The sequence below is a fragment of the Shewanella mangrovisoli genome (genome assembly GCF_019457635.1).
In the GTDB taxonomy this organism is placed as follows: domain Bacteria; phylum Pseudomonadota; class Gammaproteobacteria; order Enterobacterales; family Shewanellaceae; genus Shewanella; species Shewanella mangrovisoli.
In genome coordinates this window covers 3,829,077-3,847,991 of record NZ_CP080412.1, presented here as the reverse complement: position 1 = coordinate 3,847,991, position 18,915 = coordinate 3,829,077, and the positions used below count along the sequence as shown (strand labels likewise).

Here is an 18,915-nt window from a genome sequence, read left to right as displayed (position 1 = left end):
CCAGTTTGTTTTTTTGATTATAAAAGGAAGCGTTACCATGGCAATTATCAATATGTCAGATTTAGATCTCCAAGGTAAGCGAGTGCTTATTCGTGAAGATCTCAATGTGCCAGTCAGCAACGGCGTCGTCACCAGTGATGCACGTCTGCGCGCCTCTCTTCCCACTATCGAATTAGCCCTTGCCAAAGGCGCTGCGGTAATGGTGATGTCTCACTTAGGTCGTCCAACCGAAGGTGAATACAACAGCGAATTCTCCATGCAACCTGTGGTCGATTACTTGGCCAAAGCCCTGTCTTGCCCTGTGCGCTTAGCGACCGACTATTTAGACGGCGTTGAAGTTGCGGTAGGCGAAGTGGTTGTGTTTGAAAACGTTCGCTTCAACAAAGGCGAGAAGAAAAACGACGAAGCCCTGTCAAAGAAAATGGCGGCCTTATGTGATGTGTATGTGATGGATGCCTTCGGTACCGCTCACCGGGCGGAAGCGTCAACCAATGGTGTTGGCTTACACGCTCCTATCGCCTGTGCAGGCCCATTATTAGCACAAGAGTTAGAAGCGTTAGGCAAAGCCTTAGACAACCCAGCGCGCCCATTAGTGGCCATCGTTGGCGGTTCTAAAGTGTCGACTAAGCTGACCGTATTAGAAAGCTTATCTGGCATCGTTGACCAATTAGTTGTGGGTGGCGGTATTGCCAACACCTTTATTGCTGCGGCGGGTCACAATGTTGGTAAGTCACTGTATGAAGCTGATTTAATCGATGAAGCTAAGCGCTTAGTGGCGAACGCCCAAAGCCGCGGTGGCGACATTCCTGTACCTACCGATGTGGTTGTTGCGGGTGAGTTTAGCCCAACGGCCGCCGCGACCTTAAAAGCGGTCAATGAAGTGGGCGATAGCGACATGATTTTCGACATCGGCCCCGACAGTGCCGAAGCGTTAGCGAAAATCATCGAGTCTGCTGGCACTATCGTATGGAACGGCCCTGTGGGCGTGTTCGAGTTCGACCAATTCGGTGAAGGTACTAAGCGTATCGCGCAAGCTATCGCTGATTCTAAAGCCTTCTCTATCGCTGGCGGTGGTGACACCTTAGCGGCGGTCGACAAGTATGATATCGCCGATAAAGTCTCTTACATTTCTACTGGCGGTGGCGCTTTCCTTGAGTTTTTAGAAGGCAAAGAGTTACCGGCTGTAGCTATGCTAAAACAACGCGGTGCCTAACATTGAGTTAGGTATTGCGCCATCGCGGCAGGGCGCTGCGATGGCACTAAAACTTGATAAAAAAATTATAAAAAACCGCTCATTCTCTTAAGACGGCTAAGTTGTTCTTGAGTGATTGAGCATAAAAATCCATCCAAACGATAGCGACCTCGGTGACCTAACGTTGATGTGACAGTCACCCTATTATTGGAGTTAAAAAATGGCGTTAATTTCCCTACGACAACTACTCGATCACGCGGCAGAGCATGGATACGGTGTGCCAGCGTTCAACGTAAACAACCTTGAGCAAATGCGCGCCATCATGCAGGCCGCAGAAGCCACAGACAGCCCTGTTATCGTGCAAGCCTCTGCGGGTGCACGTAAATATGCGCGTCCACAATTCTTAAAATACCTGATGACGGCTGCACTTGAGCAGTATCCAGATATCCCAGTCTGTATTCACCAGGACCACGGTACCGATCCTGACATCTGTCAGCGTTCTATCCAATTAGGTATGTCATCAGTCATGATGGACGGTTCATTAATGGCCGACGGTAAAACCCCTGCTTCTTACGAGTACAACGTTGATGTTACTCGCAGAACCGTAGCATTCGCCCACGCTTGTGGTGTGTCTGTAGAGGGTGAAATCGGTTGTTTAGGCAGCTTAGAAACCGGTACTGCTGGTGAAGAAGACGGTGTCGGCGCAGAAGGCGTATTAAGCCACGACCAACTGCTGACCAGCCCAGAAGAAGCGGCACGCTTCGTTGCTGATACCCATGTTGACGCGCTGGCGATTGCGATTGGTACTAGCCACGGTGCATACAAGTTCAGCCGTAAACCAACGGGTGATGTTCTGCGTATCGACCGCATCAAAGAAATCCATGCCCGCATTCCTAACACTCACTTAGTGATGCACGGTTCATCTTCAGTACCTCAAGAATGGTTACAGATCATCAACCAATACGGTGGTCAAATTCCTGAAACTTACGGCGTGCCATTAGAAGAAATCGTTGAAGGTATCAAACACGGTGTGCGTAAAGTGAACATCGATACCGATTTACGCTTAGCGTCTACCGGTGCGGTACGTAAATACTTGGCCGAACACCCAAGCGAGTTCGACCCACGTAAGTTCCTGAAAGCCTCTATGGAAGCGATGGCAGACATCTGTACTGTTCGCTACGAAGCCTTCGGTTGTGCGGGTCAAGCTTCTAAGATTAAGCCATTGTCTTTACAAGCAATGTACAAAGCTTATCAGTCAGGTGCTTTAGATCCTAAGATCAACCTGTAAGGCTTAAAGCACGTTTAAAAGCCCGCTGATTAGCGGGCTTTTTTATGCAAAAAACCGTTGAATTTTCATTTTTTAATCGTAAATGTTAGTATTGCGCAGATTTTTTAGGGGATAAAACGCAACAGGAACGGATAAACATGAAGAAAGTACTGACCGCAGCGCTATTAATGACTGCGCCATTTATGGCTAATGCGGGAGCCGATTTTGTAAAAGGCGACAAGACATTCGCAGGTGAAGCCGAGTTAGGTGCAACCTTAACCACAGGTAACACCGATACCTCATCCTATAAGGGCCGCTTAAGCCTAAAACACGAATTGGGTGACTGGGAAAACCAATATCTTTTAGAAGGTTTGTACAAAGAAGATACGGGTGAAGTGACAGCTAAACGTTATTTAGCGGGTGCTCAAGGCAACTATAAGATGACAGATCGCAGCTATCTGTTTGCCAACGCTAACTACGAAGTCGACCCTTTTACTGGTTATGACTACACAGTTTCAGGCGCGGCGGGTTATGGTCACAGACTCTATGACACCAGCAAGACCTTCTTGGATGTGGAAATCGGTCCCGGTTACATCTATCAACGCCTCGATTCAGAGCAAGCCCTGCTAGAAGGTACAGATTCGAATGACAGCGTGGTTGCCCACGGCGTGATCAACTTCGAAACTGAAATCACTGAAACCTCAAAATTCCAGCAACGTTTTGTGGCCGACTACGGCGATAAATTAGATGCGCGTTCAGAAACCTCGCTGACGGCCAATATTATTGGCGCCTTGGCGATGAAGTTTGCGATTATCGTGCGTTACAACAGCGAGCCGCTGGATGATAAAAAGAGCACTGATACCGAAACAAATATGACCTTGCTCTATTCGTTCTAATCAATGTGATTGATATCAATAAAAAAGCACCGAGAGGTGCTTTTTTATTGGCTGTTTTTGGACTAACTTGAAACAAAGTTAGTTAATTCTTTATTAGTTATGTCTGTAGTTATACAAAAATTAATGTTGTAGATACCCTTGGTTATCGGGAAATGCATAGAAAGTTGCGTTTTGTCAAAATTTACAGAGCCCGAGCTATGGTAATTTTCGAACTAATTTCCCTTGCAGAGATCAACTTTGATGAAATTACAGCGGTGGTTTAAAAACAGTGGAGTGGTGCTCGCTAGCCTATTCTGCGTTGCAATATTGAGCGGATTCTCACCAGCAGTTTGGGCAATGACCGAAGGAACAGAACGGCTCGATTTAACCGCTGCATCAGTGGGATATATTGCCGTATGCGTCTTCGTACTCGCCTATATTTTGGTGATGGCCGAAGAGGCGCTGCACCTGCGTAAATCCAAACCCGTATTGGTCGCAGCCGGCATTATTTGGGGCATGATAGGTTTTGTGTATGTGCAAAATGGCATGTCGGAGGTTTCCGAGGCCGCCTTTAAGCACAATCTACTGGAATACGCCGAGTTATTACTCTTCCTATTAGTGGCGATGACTTATATCAACGCCATGGAGGAACGTAACTTATTCGATGCGATCCGCGGTTGGCTAGTCGGACGGGGATTTAGCCTGCGAACTGTGTTCTGGCTGACGGGGTTTATGGCATTCTTCATTTCACCGGTGGCCGATAACTTAACTACAGCATTATTGATGTGTGCCGTGGTGATGAAGGTCGGCGCGGGGCAGCGCAAATTTATTACGCTGGCGTGTATTAACATTGTGGTTGCGGCGAATGCGGGCGGTGCCTTTAGTCCCTTTGGCGATATCACCACCCTGATGGTGTGGCAAAAGGGCTTAGTGCACTTTGCTGACTTCTTCCATCTGTTTATTCCCGCCTTGGTCAACTTTGCCTTGCCTGCGGCCATAATGAGCGTGTTTATTCCACGTTATGTGCCAGAGCCTGAAAAAGAGCAGGTGTACACTAAACCCGGTGCTAAACGTATCGTGGCTTTATTCCTGTTGACGATTGCGACGGCTGTGTGTGCTCATTCCTTCTTCGGCATGCCACCAGTGCTTGGGATGATGACGGGTCTGGGCTTCCTACAGTTCTTTGGTTATTACCTGCGTAAGACCTTCGACAAATCCGTTGCCCGTGAGCGTGCTAAGGCGGAATTACGTCAGGATAAACAACGACTACAACAACTTGGCAGCGTGGTGCCCTTCGATGTGTTTAGCCGGATCTCCCGCGCCGAATGGGATACCTTACTGTTCTTCTACGGTGTGGTGTTATGTGTGGGCGGCCTTGGCTTTATGGGGTATTTGAGCTTAGTGTCTGAGGCACTGTATTCCCATTGGGATGCAACCTATGCCAACGTGGCTATTGGTCTGTTGTCTTCCATTGTCGATAATATTCCAGTGATGTTCGCCGTGTTGACCATGAACCCAGAGATGGCCCTCGGTCAATGGTTACTGGTGACCTTAACCGCGGGCGTTGGGGGCAGTTTGTTATCCATCGGCAGTGCGGCAGGGGTTGCCTTGATGGGACAGGCGAGGGGGATTTACACCTTCGGCGCCCATTTACGTTGGACGCCTGTGATCGCGCTCGGCTATATTGCTAGCATTTTGGTACATATGTGGCTCAATGCGGCAATGTTCTAAAAACAAATGAAACACAATGTATCGTTGTTTATTTTTAGCATTAAATGTTTTATTGATGTGTTTCACAGATTATTCATCTGACCATGTTAGGTGGCATTAAGATCACTGCGTTGTTTTAGCTCGAATTGTATACTCGGCCTCAAGTAAGATGATGAAAGAGGCCGAGATGCAAATAGGCGCTTGTTGGTTTAATGCACAGGAACAAGTGCTGGTTGATTCGGCTTCAGGACGCAGCTGGTTATTGAGTGCGGATGAATTTCAAATACTTTCTCTGCTGAGTGCACAGCGCGGCAAAGTCGTTTCTCGCATGGAGTTGCAGCAGGCGATTCGGCCGCAACTCAAATTGTCTATGCGTGCCGATGACTTGCTCAATAGCACCATTCGTCGCTTAAGGTTATTTCTCGGTGACGATGCGGCGCATCTATTAGTTAATGTTGCTAATCAAGGTTTTATCCTTTACGCCACCCCTAGAAAACAATCTCGTACCGAGCTTAATTCGCCGCTTTTTAAACTAGGTATGCCGCAGTTTATGTTGCTGATGCTCTTGACCTTGGCAACCCTGTTTTGGGTTGGCTCTCGGATCTCCCACCCTACAAGCATCGCGCCCAATTATGCGACGCAATTACCTATGCATAATGGTGATTTGTCAGAGATCCAATTCTATACGGGGCAGCCGACTGACCATTCGATGAAGCCATTAGTCGAGCACTTTCTGGCGCAGGTTTCGGCTTGTGCCGTTTTCCCTTGGCAATCCATCGCCGCCACTATCTCAACGGACCAAAAGTTTGTGAGTCTAGTGCTAAAAAATGAAGATGCCGATGGGCTGAGATTCGAGACCATCAAGATGATGTCCGAGGATTTTAATGCCGATGTGATTGATGAGTTATGGCTAAAAATGGTGGGGATCTGTGCTTAAATTTTCTGATTTAACGGCGAAAACCCATAGGTTTCGTTTATGGCATGTAGTTGGAATAATTGTCGTTTTATCCAGTATAGTGCTGGGCACTTACGCCATGAGCTTTAACAGTAAGCAACTGAATTTGAGTTGCCAGGCTAAACTGTACCAATCGCCTTTTATGGCCGAATCTCTGCCTGCCTTTAGCCAAAGCTTAGCCCTCGATGTGGCAATAGAGGCTAATCACGCTAAGTTAAGTTATCGCTATGCACAGGATGGGCAAGACTTGGCAGCGCTGATTTACCGCGGCAAAGTCAGTGCCTTAGAGCCTGGCACTATGACTTATAAGCTGAATTTAGACCAAGCCAATTTAAAAATGGACCTACTGCAAACCGAAGTGCCCGACTTAATGCGTGCCGAGGTGCGAAAATCCCGCCAAGCTTTGTTCGAGCAGGGCAGAATGAGTTTCGATATGCAGATTGTGGATATGGATACCTTAAATGATTTCGTGTTGATTAAGTTTTATCCCAGCGGGCATTTGTGGGCTTGTAGGAGTCATTAATGTCGGCAATAAAAAGGCATCCCATTGGATGCCTTTTTTGGCGCGATGAAGGGGTTTTACTGTGTCGCTACTGAGGTGTCACTTGAACTAATGTCAGTTCATTATTGGCCTTAGCACCATAGATCTGAATCGCGACCTTGATTTGGGACACGGCGCCGCTGGGGTCCTGTTGTTGCCAATCGAGACCCGCGATTTCGAACTGATATTGGCCATTCTTGACTTCGGTCAGTTGACCCGTACATTCTCCTTGGCTCTGGCAGCGATAACTTTGGGTTACATGCCAGCGTTTCCAAGCCTTAGGATTGGACGAGGCTTTATCCTTATGAGGGAAACCAAAGTAATAAATGTCATAGCTCTTGGCGGCGGTAATGGCCGCTTGGTTAGCATCGGTTAATGAGAACACTAAGCTGCCGGTGTTGGAGTCAAACTGCTCTACCGCCAGATTAATCTGAGTGGCCTCATCGATACTTACCGTGGTTTCGACCGGCGGCGGTGGCGGCGGAGGCGTGACCTCCTCGGATTTATCATCGTCACTACCACAGCCGACAAGGGTGAGTGTACCTAGGGTTAATGCGAGTAATGGGTATTTCATCACTGCCTCCTTAATTGAAGTGGCCAGTGTGGCACGTGGTGCATTCCATATCGGTTTTAACACTTGCCGCCGAACCTAAGGTGCTGGTGCTGCCGTGGCAGACTTGGCAATCCTGCGCTTCCAGTGAGGGTTTGCTGCCGGGGAGGGCGCCAATATTCTCGCCCTGATAGGCACGGTTTAGCAGTTCCACCAAGTAATAGGCCATAGAGGCCGATAGGCGATAGCAGCGCTCACCCTTCTTGGCGAAGGGCAGGCCAGAAGCCCGTGACCAGTTACTGATGGAGGAGTGGCACAGCACACTCATGGCTTTCGATGAGCTACCTACAAGGGCGGTTTTTTCCGCTGTCGAGCCGATACCTGCAACGAACTCAGGGGTCGATAGTGGCAAGGTGGTGTTTTCATAGTAACGGAAGGTATTGGCGATAACCGCGCTATTCTGGCCGTTAATATCATCTAAGATGTTGACTAACATACCAATAGCGTTGAGGTTACCACAGAGTGTGCCTTGGCCTGTGACCCCAGCAAAACCATACCCCGCAAGGGCGGTGGGAATGGTTTTAAATTTGTCGGCATCGGCACTATTTGATTGCGCTAGCATAGTGATAACCGAATGAAACACTTGGTGCATACAGCCGCCACCCGTCTCGTAGGCAAGTTTTGCGGTTGCCATGGCATCGAGTGGCACATATTTGAGTTTTTCCCCGAGGGCTAATTGATATTGACCGTCGGCATTGGTCGCCGCAAATGCTGACGTACCCATTAAAGTTGCGCCCGCAGCCGCCGTGCTGATACCGATAATGCGAGTTAATGCTTGGCGTCGATTAATGCTCATCATGAATATCCTCTTTTATTAATTGCTTTTATTTATCAATCAGTAACCATTGGTTGATGGCATCATTCTAGAAACTACATCAATAAATAGTGTGATTTGCGGCCGGGGATATTTCGCTTTCTCAAATGGTTGGCGGTGGGCAAAGAACAATCGTTTTAGTCGATGCTTGCTAGGTGGTTTTGTGGTTCTGCTCGATTTCAATTTGCGGTAACGCACATTATTTGTGGCATTTATGTAAATTTACGCGGATTTATCACTAAGCTAGGGTGCTGCAAATGGTATTTATCGCTGTGAGCTGAAGCAGATTTTTGTTCTATGCTCATTTGCCTGCGGGGGAAGCTCACGAAAATTAATTATTTAGCCCCTTGGGTTAACGGGATCACAGTAATCATTAGCAGGCTTGCATAGACTTAATTCGATGATTTTATAGGTTGGAGTTTGAATTATGCAGGTGGGGGGCTGTTGGTTTGACCGTGAGCGTGGCTTACTCGTCGAACAGGCTCGTGATGAATCTTGGCACCTTCCCCGTGCCGAGTTGCAAGTGTTGAGCCTGTTGGTTGAACATCAAGGCAAACTGGTCTCCAAGCATGAGCTGAAGACTGGCGATGGGGCGCATCCTCCTCTGACTGACACTTCGTTAGCGCGGGCGGTCTTTATGATCCGCTCCTTCCTCGGGCCCCAATATGAGGGGCTGATTGAAACCGTCAAAGGTCAGGGCTATCTGCTGCACAGCACCCAAGGACAAAGGTTTAAAAGCTTACGTTATCCTAGGCTGCAATCCTTACCTTGGTGGAGTGTGTTGCTAGTTTTTGGATTTATGCTCGCGATTTCAGGATTTTACCTTAGCAGAATCGACCACAGCGTACCGACTCAACCTTTGCTCTCTACCGATTTGCCCTTAGCCTCGGGGCAACATATTCGGCTGCATTTGTATGCCAATTCGAAAACCAACAATACCTTATTGTTTGAGTTAGGCGACCGCTTGGGCCAAGGGCTGAGTCGCTGCGGCCACAGTGATTGGTCCGAAGTGTACTCCTCGCTCTCCCACGATAAACAGGTGCTCAACATCACTATGCGGGGTTATAAACTCGGGCAATCGGTGATCCGCAACTTGAAGATCAGTGACTTCAGACGACCGAAGGAATTTATCGATGTGAGCTGGCTACAGGAGGTCGGGATCTGTGGCTAAGTGGCTCAAGTGGACGATAAATCTCACCATACTCTCGGCGCTGATTGTGGCCTGCGGAGTGATTTACCTGCAATCTGTCTCCAATAAGGCTGTGATCTTAAATTGCAGTTCCGAACTCTTCGACCGCCATACGCAACAAGTGGATGAGGGTAAATTCTACTTATTGGTCGATGTCTTAATCTCGGCGGGCAATGCGCAGATTAATTACCGTTATTTTAACCTCGATGGTTCAAGCGCGGGTGCGATTCTGATGCAGGGTGAGGTCAAGAGCATGGAGCTGAACCGCATGACGTACAATGTTTCAGTTAAAACCAAGACGGAATCCGAAGACATCGATAAAAAGTCTTGGCCTGAACATATGAAATACCTTTCCTACATCAGCAGCCTGCACTTTAGTGAATCTGGTAGACACAATCTCAGCATAGAGGTGCTCGATAGCGACACGAATCAAGACTATGCCGTTGTCTTATTCCAACCGAGTAACACTGTTTGTGGCTGTCGAATCGTCAATAGCCGAATTTAATCAGTGAATTTGCCGCGCTTTCGGTTTAGATTATATTTTCCATGGTGTTAATGCCGACTCTTCCATCTCAATCATAAGGTTGTTGTGTTTAAGATACGTGTCAAACAAGAAGAATCCCTGTCGATTAAGTTCAGCCATCAGATGGAAAAGGGCGATAATCGTCAGCTCGATCTCTATTTCTTTTTACCAAAGGAAATGGGCATAGGCGCGCACACTTTAAACGAAGAAGAGTATTATCACAGCGCGATTGTCGGACGTCGCTCCTACTACTCCGAAGGGCTGCACTTGCCACTGGTGCAAGGGCGTTTCGCCAGTATGAACCGCCGCACTGTAGAAGAATTCCGGCTGTACTTAAACCTGTTTGCCTACCAGTTTGCCGTCGCAGTTGAAAACGATGTTAAAGAACTCAATCGCATCGCCGATGTGGAGCACTTCTATCTGGCGCTCGATGAGCTGTGCGAGCAGGTGACGCAGCTGCTGAAAAAGTTTCGCCGTAATGAGCCGGGCGATCCTAAATGGAAATCCTATTTCGAGAACGCCGATAACTATCTCTCCTGGTTCTGCGAGCAGCAACTGCTAAAAGTGCTCGCCCATGCTACCCGCACCAGTGATTTTGCCGACATTCAAGAACGAGTCTTGACCCTGTGCCGCACCGAATGCGCTTATCGCGACGCCAACAACTATAACTCGGCACAGACCAAGCAAGACCCCAACCGAATTTCGAATAAGATGCTGTTATTGCGGCGCTTAATTCAGCAAGGTGTGGTACTCAAAGAAGAGTTAAAACCCTTAGGTATTGGCCTTAAGAAGTTTACGACAGGACTTGCGACCGCATTGGTGATGTTGGTGGTATCGGCGCTGATCATCGAAGCGCAGGGCGTCTTTAGCGGCTTTACCATCGCGCTAGTGCTGACGTTGGCGGTGATTTACGGTTTTCGTGAGATCTTTAAGGACGATGTGCGTAATGCTCTCTGGCGCTTTATTCAACGGGGGCGGCCGCGTTGGAGCCGTATCTTAAGGGATACCACTAGTCAGTCGGTGATCGCTAAGCAATTAGTTTGGCTCGAATTTATGCGGCAGCAGGATTTGCCTGAGAAGGTTAACGAGATCCTAAAACAACGGCACAGCCAGAATAAGGTCGATGCCGAAGTCCTGCATTACAAGATTGCCACTCGGGTAAATCATGGCGAGTTTCAGGCGGGTTACTCGACCATACAAGAGCAAGTGAACTTCAGTTTTGTGCCCTTTGCCCGCTATTTAGAGCGGGGCAAGGCCAAGATTTATAAGGAACTTGAGGGCAAGATCAGCCACGAGTCGGTCGAGCGTCGCTACCAAGTGAATCTGATTTTAGTGCTGCGGGACGGCCGGGAAGAGCCTGAATACGCGCGCTACAAAATCACCATGAACCGCTCGGCTATTATCGAGATCACCCAAAGTAAGTTACCCGATTCTTTTAATCCGCCCGCTAAGGCTGACGAGTAAAGGCTTGGCCGATATTCTGATCGTTATTCTGCTTCGCCCGTTTGAGCGCCACCTCGGCATTGCTGAGGTATTGCTCTAGGCTTTGTCCTTCCTGATAGCTGGCAATCCCAATGCTAATCCCTTCACCTAAGCCATTGCTGTTGAGCTTTTCTATGGTATTGAGGGCGAAGTGATGCGCCGCAGTGGCATCGGTATCTGGCAGTAACAACAACAGTTTACCGAGTTGCCAGTGAAGGATTTGGTAATGGGTAGGGATCTCGAGCAAGAGCTGCACTTCCACTTCCTGCTGACGCGTCTCGAGTTGGTCGATATCACTCATATGGCTGAGTAAACCCTCGGGGTTGATATCCATCACTAGCAGGCTTGAGTGGTTGCGGCTTTGGGGGGAAAGCGATGCAAAATAGCGTTCTAGATCGGCGAGATGCTGCAAGATGGTGCTGCGGTGCGGCACAAAGCTGCGCGGCTCTGCGCCCCTTAGGCTATCGGCGGCTTGCTCTAAGGTACAGATGATGTAATCAATCTCACCGTCGGCGGCCACATGACCCTTTAAGGTGGCCTGTAAACAATTTGAATGGCGCAGATTGGGTGAGCAGAGGATCTGCCCTTGCCATTGACCTTGCATGCTGATCTGAGCGGTGATCCGCTGCCACTGGTTACCCAGATCGTTGGCGAGCAGTGAGGCTAAATCATGGTTCAAATCGCCATTAAGCTGCATCAGCTGATCGAATACTGGATTGATTTTTATCAGCTTACCATTGGCATCCGTCAGCGCTGTGGCCACAGTCGTATCGCAGAGTAAGTCACTTAAGAAGGCTTGATTTTGGCAATCGATCATGGCGCTAATATCTTCAAGGGAGACTAACAGATGCGGTAAGCCGCGCCCTAATCTCGGCGCTTGGCGTACACACACGCTAAGTCTTGAGCCCTTATCATTGTCTAGCGACAGCTTGCCTTGCCATTCACCCTGTCTATGCACTTGGTCGAGCATTTGTGCGTGGGTCAGGTCGTCGAGATTCAGCGCACGTTGCAGGCTGCGGTCTGTGAGTTCATCCTGCGGGACTTGAGTCGCCTCGGCCGCCTTGGGGTTGGCACTGATGATCCGTGCCTGCTCATTGGCGAGAATAAAGCCGATATCATTGTTAAATAATGCATTGGCCACATCGATACTGTATTGGCGCGAGCGGTACTGTAGGCGATACATGTGGCTGAGTAAGATCACCCAGGCGGCGAGTAAGGTTAGGATTAACGCGGCGACGATAACGATGTTTTGCCATTGGGAAAACTTGGAGGCGATATCGGCATTACGAATATAAGAGAGTAAAAAGTACTCGCGGCGCAGTTCGGGCTGATTGGTTAACTCGACTTTGAGGTACACGAAGGTGGCATCTTCACCATGGAATTGGCCAAAGTTGCTCATCGACATTTCCCGCCATAGCGCCGGATAACTCTGGCGCAAACTGGCACCTAAGGTATCGGGAATATGGGTTAAGGGCGCCAGTTCACTCACACCCGCATAGAGCAAGCCTTGGGTATCAAGCACTAGCATCGGCGATTTATTGCTTGAAAATGCAGGCTTTATCGCCTCTAGCATCTGCACAATCGAGTTGTAGGTAATCAAGTAACCTAGCGAGCTTTGATCGGGTTTCTCAAGCCAAGTCATTTGATACATATAGGGTTCGAGCATGCCATTGAGGGGCACAAACTCTAAGGGCGAGGTAAAGACTTCTTTGCCACCTAAGTTGCGGCTCGAACCTAACAGAGCGGCGGGCAGCGCGTCCTGACTAAAGTTTGAAGGTGTCGCAAACTTATAATTACCTTGGGGATCGAACAGGGCAATTCCGAGGAGTTCGGGAATATGTTGCACTAGCTCCTGCCAACTTTCCTGCAATTTCTGCTGAGACGAGGCCGTTGGATTTTTGAGGTACTGCTTGAGTAATTCGTCTTTGGCAAATAGCTGAGTGCGAAACTGCTGGAAGGCGACCTTATCCGTGATCAGCGTGCCTATGGTTTGTAATTCGCTGTATCTTTGGGTTGCCCATTCTTCCTGTAACCGGCGTTCACCTAAGGTAATGATTAAGTTGGTTAAAATAATCATACCTATCACCAGCATCGATAACTGGCTCGCGACAGCCAACAGGCGTTGGTGAGACCAATGCAGCCCTTGGGTCAATGAAAGTAATGGCGCGAGTGGATGTAGGCTAGGGTTCTTTTTCAGCATGGGCCGATTTGGGGTTGATTAACTGTTAATTAGGCTATGTTAACACGAATGAAATGTTACGACAGTGGCAAGTTGCTCGGCGACTCTGTTATCCCGAGCAATGCATCAACCCAACGGCTATTCTGCGGTTCTATTAACCGAGCGCGCCCAGCACTCTGTGCTTAAACTCGCAGCCCGAGGCGAGTATTTGTTCGCGGCAAAGATCGATGTCGACCCCTTCTAGTCCCTCAATCGCCGAGACTTGAACGCGCTCAATATAGTGGGGGGCGAGGGCGATAAAGGCATTCACTGCGGCGTAGGATCCCGCCAGTTTTGGGCGGCAATGTTGGTTATAGGCGGCCTCATTGTCGGCGTTGAGGGAAATGGATAATCCATCCACGCACTCCGCTAACTCGGGCAGAATGTTGCGCCTGTGAACTAGGTTGCCTAACCCATCGGTATTGACCCGCACACGGCCGCCAAGGCGTTTGATTTCCTTGGCAACGGCCAGCAGGGTCGGCAGATTCATCGTCGGTTCGCCGTAACCGCAGAACACATATTCCTCAAAGTCTTCCACCTTGCCTAACAGCGGGATGATTTCCTCTGGCTTAGGCTGGTGGGTCAATGCCAATTGATACTCGTGAATTTGTTTACTGCCATTATGTTTCGGGCAGAAGGCGCAGCGTAGGGTGCAACGGCCGGTGATATTCAGGTAACGACTCCTGCGAATATCATAGACTAAGGTTTCGTTGGCGCAGGTTTCATTGGTGCACACTTCCGCCGTTGTGTTGCCATTGGCTAAGGTTTCAGTGGCTTTGAGTGGTGCAGGGTGGATTGAGGCAGAATGTGAGTTTGGCATCCGATCTGTTTTCATACTATCGACTTTATTGGCATCTTGGCGGTCACTTAGGTTGAGTGTAACGAATGCGATCCTTGATAACTGCCACCTAGATCGCACAACGCGCTTTAACTCGTCAGGACAGGCTAGAGATAAAAAGAGAGCCTAGGCTCTCTTTTTTATGGGGTTAGGATGATGACTGTACGACCATTAATCCTGTTTATAGTCAGGTGCATTAAAGGCATCTAAGGATACCTTGTGACTCTCATTGGCAGGTAAATGCCTCTCCTGCGATGTTTTTGGGCGCCACCACCAGTGGTAAAAACGGCTAGAGGTACGTTTAACATCATCGAGAATGATGTACAGCAAAGGCACCAAAATTAGGGTTACCACAGTCGAGAACAGGATACCGAAGGCGAGGGAGGTCGCCATAGGGATCACAATCTGCGCCTGTAAGCTGCGTTCAAGAATAATAGGCACAAGACCGACGAAGGTGGTCAATGAGGTCAAGATAATTGCCCTGAAACGATAGCAGCCAGAATCTACCGCCGCTTGTCTGACCGATTGCCCTTGCTCCCGCGCCCGGTTAACAAAGTCCACCAGAATCAAGGAGTCGTTTACCACCACCCCAGCGAGCGCGACGATACCACACAGACTCAAGACGCTCATGGCAAGGCCTTGGATCAAATGCCCAAACAGGGCGCCGATAATCCCGAAGGGGATGACTGACATAATGATCAGCGGCTGGCTGTAAGACTTGAGCGGTACCGCCATTAAGGCATAAATGGTAAACAGCGCAAAGAAGAAGCCCTGCATTAGACCGACCATAGCATTCTGCTCATCCAAACTGCCGCCATCGAGGGTGGTTTGGATTTTCGGATACTTGGCCTGTAACTGCGGCAGGAAATCCTGTTGGATCTCATTCACAACCTTGGAAGGCTCAACCTTGTGTTTGTTGGCATTGGCAATAATGGTAATTGCCCGCTTGCCATCGACACGGGTGATTGAGGCGTAGGATTCGCCTTTTTCGACCTCAGCAACGGTTGAGAAAGGCACCGACTTGCCCTGCGGCGTGCGGATTAACATATTCTCGAGGTAGCCAACGGTACGTCGCTGCTCTAAGGGGTAGCGCACCATGACTTTGATTTCTTCTTTATTACGCAAAATACGTTGTGCTTCATAACCATAGAAACCATAACGGACTTGGCGTGCTAAATCTGACAAGGTTAAACCCAGCGCTTCGGCCTCGGGGCGGATCTTTAAACGGATCTCATGGCTACCCGAGGAGAAGTTATCGGCAATGTCGTACACACCTTCGTAGGTGGCGAGCTTTTGCTTAAGCTCACGGGCGGCTGCGGATAATTCTTCGAGATCACTCGAGGTCAATCTAAAGGAGATGTCACCACCGCCTCCGCCGTTACCGCTGGCGTTGAAATCGAGTTTCTTCACCGACAGTAACTCGGGCAATTGTTCGCGCCATGCGGCGGCAATCGTCTCGCCATCCACATCCCGGTCTTCGCCCTTGGTGAGTTCGGCAAAGATAAAGGCGGAGGTGCGCGAGCTCATGTTGATAAAGCTGTGCTTCACCACTTCGCTGCCGTTGTCCTTCTCCATTTTGGCGTTCATCTTGTACAGGGCTTCTTCAATATCCTGTACCACCTTGAGGGTGTTTTGCTCTGAGCTGCCTTCATCCATCTCTAGCTGTACTTGGATAAAGTCCGATGGAATATCGGGGAAGAACACCCAGCGTACTTTGCCGCTGGCGACTAAGGCTATGGATAAAATCAACACACCGATAAAGGCCGCGACTACGTTGTAGCGATGTTGGATACAACGCTCGAGGAAGTTGCGGTAGCTGTGGTGAATAAAGTGCTGAACGCGATTGTTAAATCTGTCCTTGAAGCGACCAAAGAAACCCGTGGGTTCCCCAGGCTTTCTAAACTTCATATGAGCTAAGTGCGCTGGCAGGATAAATTTAGATTCCACCAGTGAAAATGCCAGACACATGATGACCACCATGCCAATGGATTTCCAAATAATCCCCATGGGGCCAGAAACCATCAACATAGGGATAAAGGCGGCGATAGTCGTTAACACTCCGAAGGTGGCGGGCATGGCCACCTTTTGCGCACCACGGATGACGTTATCAATCGAGTGTCCGTGCCGTTCGACCTCGCTGTAGGCACTTTCACCTATCACAATTGCATCGTCGACCACTATCCCCAAGACGAGAATAAAGGCGAACAATGTCAGCATGTTAATGGTCATGGAGAAAGGTTCCAGCGGCATGATCAGCATAGTGCCGAGGAAACACACGGGTAACCCCATCATCACCCAGAAGGCGAGTTTGAGGTCGAGGAACAGGGCTAAGATCACAAACACTAATAGGGCGCCGTAAAACATGTTCGACATCATCATGTTTAAGCGGCCCTTGAGGTAGTGGGTTAAGTCTCCCCAAGTGTCTAATTGTGCATTGGCTGGCAGGGTGGCGCGGCGTTTCTCGACGTAGTCTTTGACCTGCTGAGCAATGTCGAGGGCGTTTTGATCGTTAACGCTGGTCACTTCGATAATGGCCGCTGGTTTGCCGTTGAAGCGGGTGTACTCTAAACGTTCTTCAAAATCGTCCTTAATGGTTGCCACTTGGGGCAACATCACTCGGCTACCATCGGTGCGCGTGGTGACGACGATATTGGCAAAATCATCGCCAGTATAGGCTTGGCCTTTAGTGCGCAGCAGAATGTCGCCATCTTCGGCGCGGATCGAACCGCCCGGCAAGTCGATAGAGGAGTTTTGCACCGCCAAGGCGACTTGCGAGAAGGTTAAGCCGTATTCCCGCAGCTTATCTTCCGAGACTTCGATACCGATTTCATAGTCGCGTACCCCTGTGACTTTCGCACGGGTCACAGAAGGGAGTTGGGTCAAATCATCACGTACCGATTTGGCCAGCTCCTTCATATCGTGCAGCGACATATCACCGTAGACCGACACCCAAATCACGTTGTTTTCGGGTTCGATCTTAAAGATTTGCGGTTTTTCGATGTTCACCGGAAAGGTGGAAATCGCGTCCAATCGCAACTTGGCTTCGTCGAGTACGGTTTGCACATCGTAGTCATCTTCGACTTCGACCGTAATGGCGCCGACGCCTTCACTGGCAACCGAAGTGACTTTTTTAATACCGTTGATATCTTGGATGGCTTCCTCAATCTTAATGTTGATGCCTTCTTCGATTTCCTGCGGCGCTGCGCCGGGATAAGCGACGGTAATGCTCAATAAGTTGAGGTTAAAAGAGGGGAATACCTCTTTATTAATTAACACTGTGCTAAATAGACCGCCAATCAGCAGCGCCCACATTAACAGATTGGCCGCCACGCTATTGCGGGCAAACCAGGCTAAGATCCCTTTTTGTGTATCCATTAGTTCACTCCAGCGGCCGCAAGACTCGACTCAGGAGCATCTTCCTTAGGTGTGGGGGTCTGCACTGGCTTGGCATCTTCACCTATGATTTTGACCAACTGGCCATTCGCCATATTGCTAAAGTGAGTGATGGCAACGCGCTCACCGGTTTTTAAACTGTCCTTGATAAACACATTTTCAAGATCGCTACGCACCACATTCACATGGCGCATCTCGACAATATTTTGCTCGTTAACCAAGGCAACATGCTCATTACGCACCACGTGGCGAGGCAATTTGACTATGCCATCGACGGTGCGCCCCTTAATTACGGCGTTGACAAAGCTGCCGTATTTCAGCGGTAAACTGCCTTGGGTTTTGTGCTCACGCAGGTAAGGGTCTTTAATCTCTGCCACGAGGTAAACCATGCGGTTATCGGCATCAATCACGCCTTCGCTACGAATAATATTACCCATCCAAGTGTTTTCCTTACCCGCCAAAGAGGCGCTTAAGGTGACTTGGGTATCGGGGTGATCGACGGATTCTAGATAGGCTAAATCATCGTTAGAGATAGGCAGACGAATTTCGGCAATGCTAGTGTCGTATAGCTCGCCTAGGTTAGTGCCTAATGTAACGTACTGACCTAAATCGACATTTCTTGCTTTGATAATGCCATCGAAGGGGGCGCGAATGACTGTGCGCTCTAAATTACGCTGCGCGCGCGCGAGGGCGGCTTGCGCATATTTCACGTTGGCTTGTTCTTTTTTCAGCTGTGGAATACGTAACCCCAGCTCTGGCGGTAAGCCTTTGTCGTAGCCTTTAAATTCGATTTTAGCGACTTCGCCACGGGCGATTTCTTCATTCAGTGCCGCGGTTGCCTGAGCCAAGGTGGCTTCGGCTTGCATTAAATCGGCTTCGTAATCCGAAGGTTCGATTTGGGCTAATTGGTCGCCTTTCTTCACTATGCCACCGGCCACAAATTGCGGGGAAATGCTCAGCATCCGCCCTTGGACTTCGGTGACCAGTTGCGTCTTATATTTAGGGGTAACCACGCCGTAGGAAGGAAGATTAAGCGATACTGTTTGCTGCTCAACCTGAGTCACATCCACGATAGGCACGGGCATTTCTTCGGGCTTTTGTTCGGGGGCTTCCTTGGTTGACATCAGTGCTATCGCGCCAACAACAAATAACAGCAGTATAAACAGAGGAGATAATCTCCTGAGTAAAGTTTTCATCATATGATTGTTACATCCGTGCTAAATCGCTTAATGCGCCTAAAATATCAGAGTCAGGCAGCGCAATAAATTTATTTTTGTAAATAAAATGTGTCTAAAGGTGATATCGAAT

General features: G+C 49.1%; 15 protein-coding genes. 9 read left to right on the top strand and 6 right to left on the bottom strand.

Annotation, left to right across the window (positions count from 1 at the left end; translation table 11 throughout):
- Nucleotides 1-37 precede the first annotated feature (37 nt).
- The 6 genes from K0H60_RS16795 (at nucleotide 38) to K0H60_RS16770 (ending at nucleotide 6,522) form a co-directional block, all read left to right on the top strand.
- The gene (locus tag K0H60_RS16795) at nucleotides 38-1,213 is read left to right on the top strand and encodes a phosphoglycerate kinase (RefSeq protein WP_011718153.1); all 1,176 of its coding nucleotides are present in this window, start codon (nucleotides 38-40) and stop codon (nucleotides 1,211-1,213) included.
- Between the two features lie 199 nt (nucleotides 1,214-1,412).
- Entirely contained in the window at nucleotides 1,413-2,480 is a 1,068-nt protein-coding gene (gene fba / locus K0H60_RS16790; RefSeq protein ID WP_011621571.1) for a class II fructose-bisphosphate aldolase, read from the top strand.
- 137 nt (nucleotides 2,481-2,617) lie between these two features.
- Entirely contained in the window at nucleotides 2,618-3,355 is a 738-nt protein-coding gene (locus K0H60_RS16785; RefSeq protein ID WP_011718152.1) for a DUF481 domain-containing protein, read from the top strand.
- 240 nt (nucleotides 3,356-3,595) lie between these two features.
- Nucleotides 3,596-5,065: a sodium:proton antiporter NhaD gene (nhaD, locus tag K0H60_RS16780; RefSeq protein ID WP_011718151.1), complete on the top strand. Its 1,470-nt coding sequence runs from the start codon at nucleotides 3,596-3,598 to the stop codon at nucleotides 5,063-5,065.
- Between the two features lie 166 nt (nucleotides 5,066-5,231).
- Nucleotides 5,232-5,981 (top strand): winged helix-turn-helix domain-containing protein, encoded by a 750-nt coding sequence (locus K0H60_RS16775; protein ID WP_220056434.1) that lies wholly within the window; start codon nucleotides 5,232-5,234, stop codon nucleotides 5,979-5,981.
- The gene (locus tag K0H60_RS16770) at nucleotides 5,974-6,522 is read left to right on the top strand and encodes a hypothetical protein (RefSeq protein ID WP_088210267.1); all 549 of its coding nucleotides are present in this window, start codon (nucleotides 5,974-5,976) and stop codon (nucleotides 6,520-6,522) included. The genes K0H60_RS16775 and K0H60_RS16770 overlap by 8 nt, the downstream gene beginning before the upstream one ends.
- 67 nt (nucleotides 6,523-6,589) lie before the next feature.
- Here K0H60_RS16770 and K0H60_RS16765 read toward each other — a convergent pair whose 3' ends face one another.
- Entirely contained in the window at nucleotides 6,590-7,114 is a 525-nt protein-coding gene (locus K0H60_RS16765) for a hypothetical protein (protein WP_220056433.1), read from the bottom strand.
- A gap of 10 nt (nucleotides 7,115-7,124) precedes the next feature.
- Nucleotides 7,125-7,946 carry a cytochrome c3 family protein gene (locus tag K0H60_RS16760; RefSeq protein ID WP_164717971.1) on the bottom strand — a complete coding sequence of 274 codons (822 nt, stop codon included), beginning with the start codon at nucleotides 7,944-7,946 and terminating at the stop codon, nucleotides 7,125-7,127.
- A gap of 445 nt (nucleotides 7,947-8,391) precedes the next feature.
- Between K0H60_RS16760 and K0H60_RS16755 the strand changes: the two genes are divergently transcribed.
- From K0H60_RS16755 to K0H60_RS16745, 3 genes are all read left to right on the top strand, one after another.
- The gene (locus K0H60_RS16755; protein WP_220056432.1) at nucleotides 8,392-9,135 is read left to right on the top strand and encodes a winged helix-turn-helix domain-containing protein; all 744 of its coding nucleotides are present in this window, start codon (nucleotides 8,392-8,394) and stop codon (nucleotides 9,133-9,135) included.
- Complete coding sequence (locus tag K0H60_RS16750; protein ID WP_011718145.1) at nucleotides 9,128-9,658, top strand: hypothetical protein; 531 nt, start codon at nucleotides 9,128-9,130, stop codon at nucleotides 9,656-9,658. Before K0H60_RS16755 ends, K0H60_RS16750 begins: the two co-directional genes overlap by 8 nt.
- A gap of 84 nt (nucleotides 9,659-9,742) precedes the next feature.
- On the top strand, nucleotides 9,743-11,140 hold the full coding sequence (locus tag K0H60_RS16745; RefSeq protein WP_011718144.1) for a hypothetical protein: 1,398 nt from the start codon (nucleotides 9,743-9,745) through the stop codon (nucleotides 11,138-11,140).
- On the opposite strand, the gene K0H60_RS16740 is transcribed toward K0H60_RS16745, so the two are convergent.
- The 4 genes from K0H60_RS16740 to K0H60_RS16725 all read right to left on the bottom strand — a co-directional run bounded on the left by K0H60_RS16740 (nucleotide 11,124) and on the right by K0H60_RS16725 (nucleotide 18,806).
- On the bottom strand, nucleotides 11,124-13,358 hold the full coding sequence (locus K0H60_RS16740; protein WP_220056431.1) for a PAS domain-containing protein: 2,235 nt from the start codon (nucleotides 13,356-13,358) through the stop codon (nucleotides 11,124-11,126). The two genes, K0H60_RS16745 and K0H60_RS16740, sit on opposite strands and share 17 nt — an antisense overlap.
- A 133-nt stretch (nucleotides 13,359-13,491) precedes the next feature.
- A complete protein-coding gene (locus tag K0H60_RS16735) occupies nucleotides 13,492-14,196 on the bottom strand; it encodes a TatD family nuclease-associated radical SAM protein (RefSeq protein ID WP_220058190.1) in 705 nt (234 codons plus the stop codon).
- 189 nt (nucleotides 14,197-14,385) lie between these two features.
- Nucleotides 14,386-17,589 (bottom strand): efflux RND transporter permease subunit, encoded by a 3,204-nt coding sequence (locus K0H60_RS16730; protein ID WP_055647411.1) that lies wholly within the window; start codon nucleotides 17,587-17,589, stop codon nucleotides 14,386-14,388.
- Nucleotides 17,589-18,806: an efflux RND transporter periplasmic adaptor subunit gene (locus K0H60_RS16725; protein ID WP_055647412.1), complete on the bottom strand. Its 1,218-nt coding sequence runs from the start codon at nucleotides 18,804-18,806 to the stop codon at nucleotides 17,589-17,591. Before K0H60_RS16725 ends, K0H60_RS16730 begins: the two co-directional genes overlap by 1 nt.
- Nucleotides 18,807-18,915 lie beyond the last annotated feature (109 nt).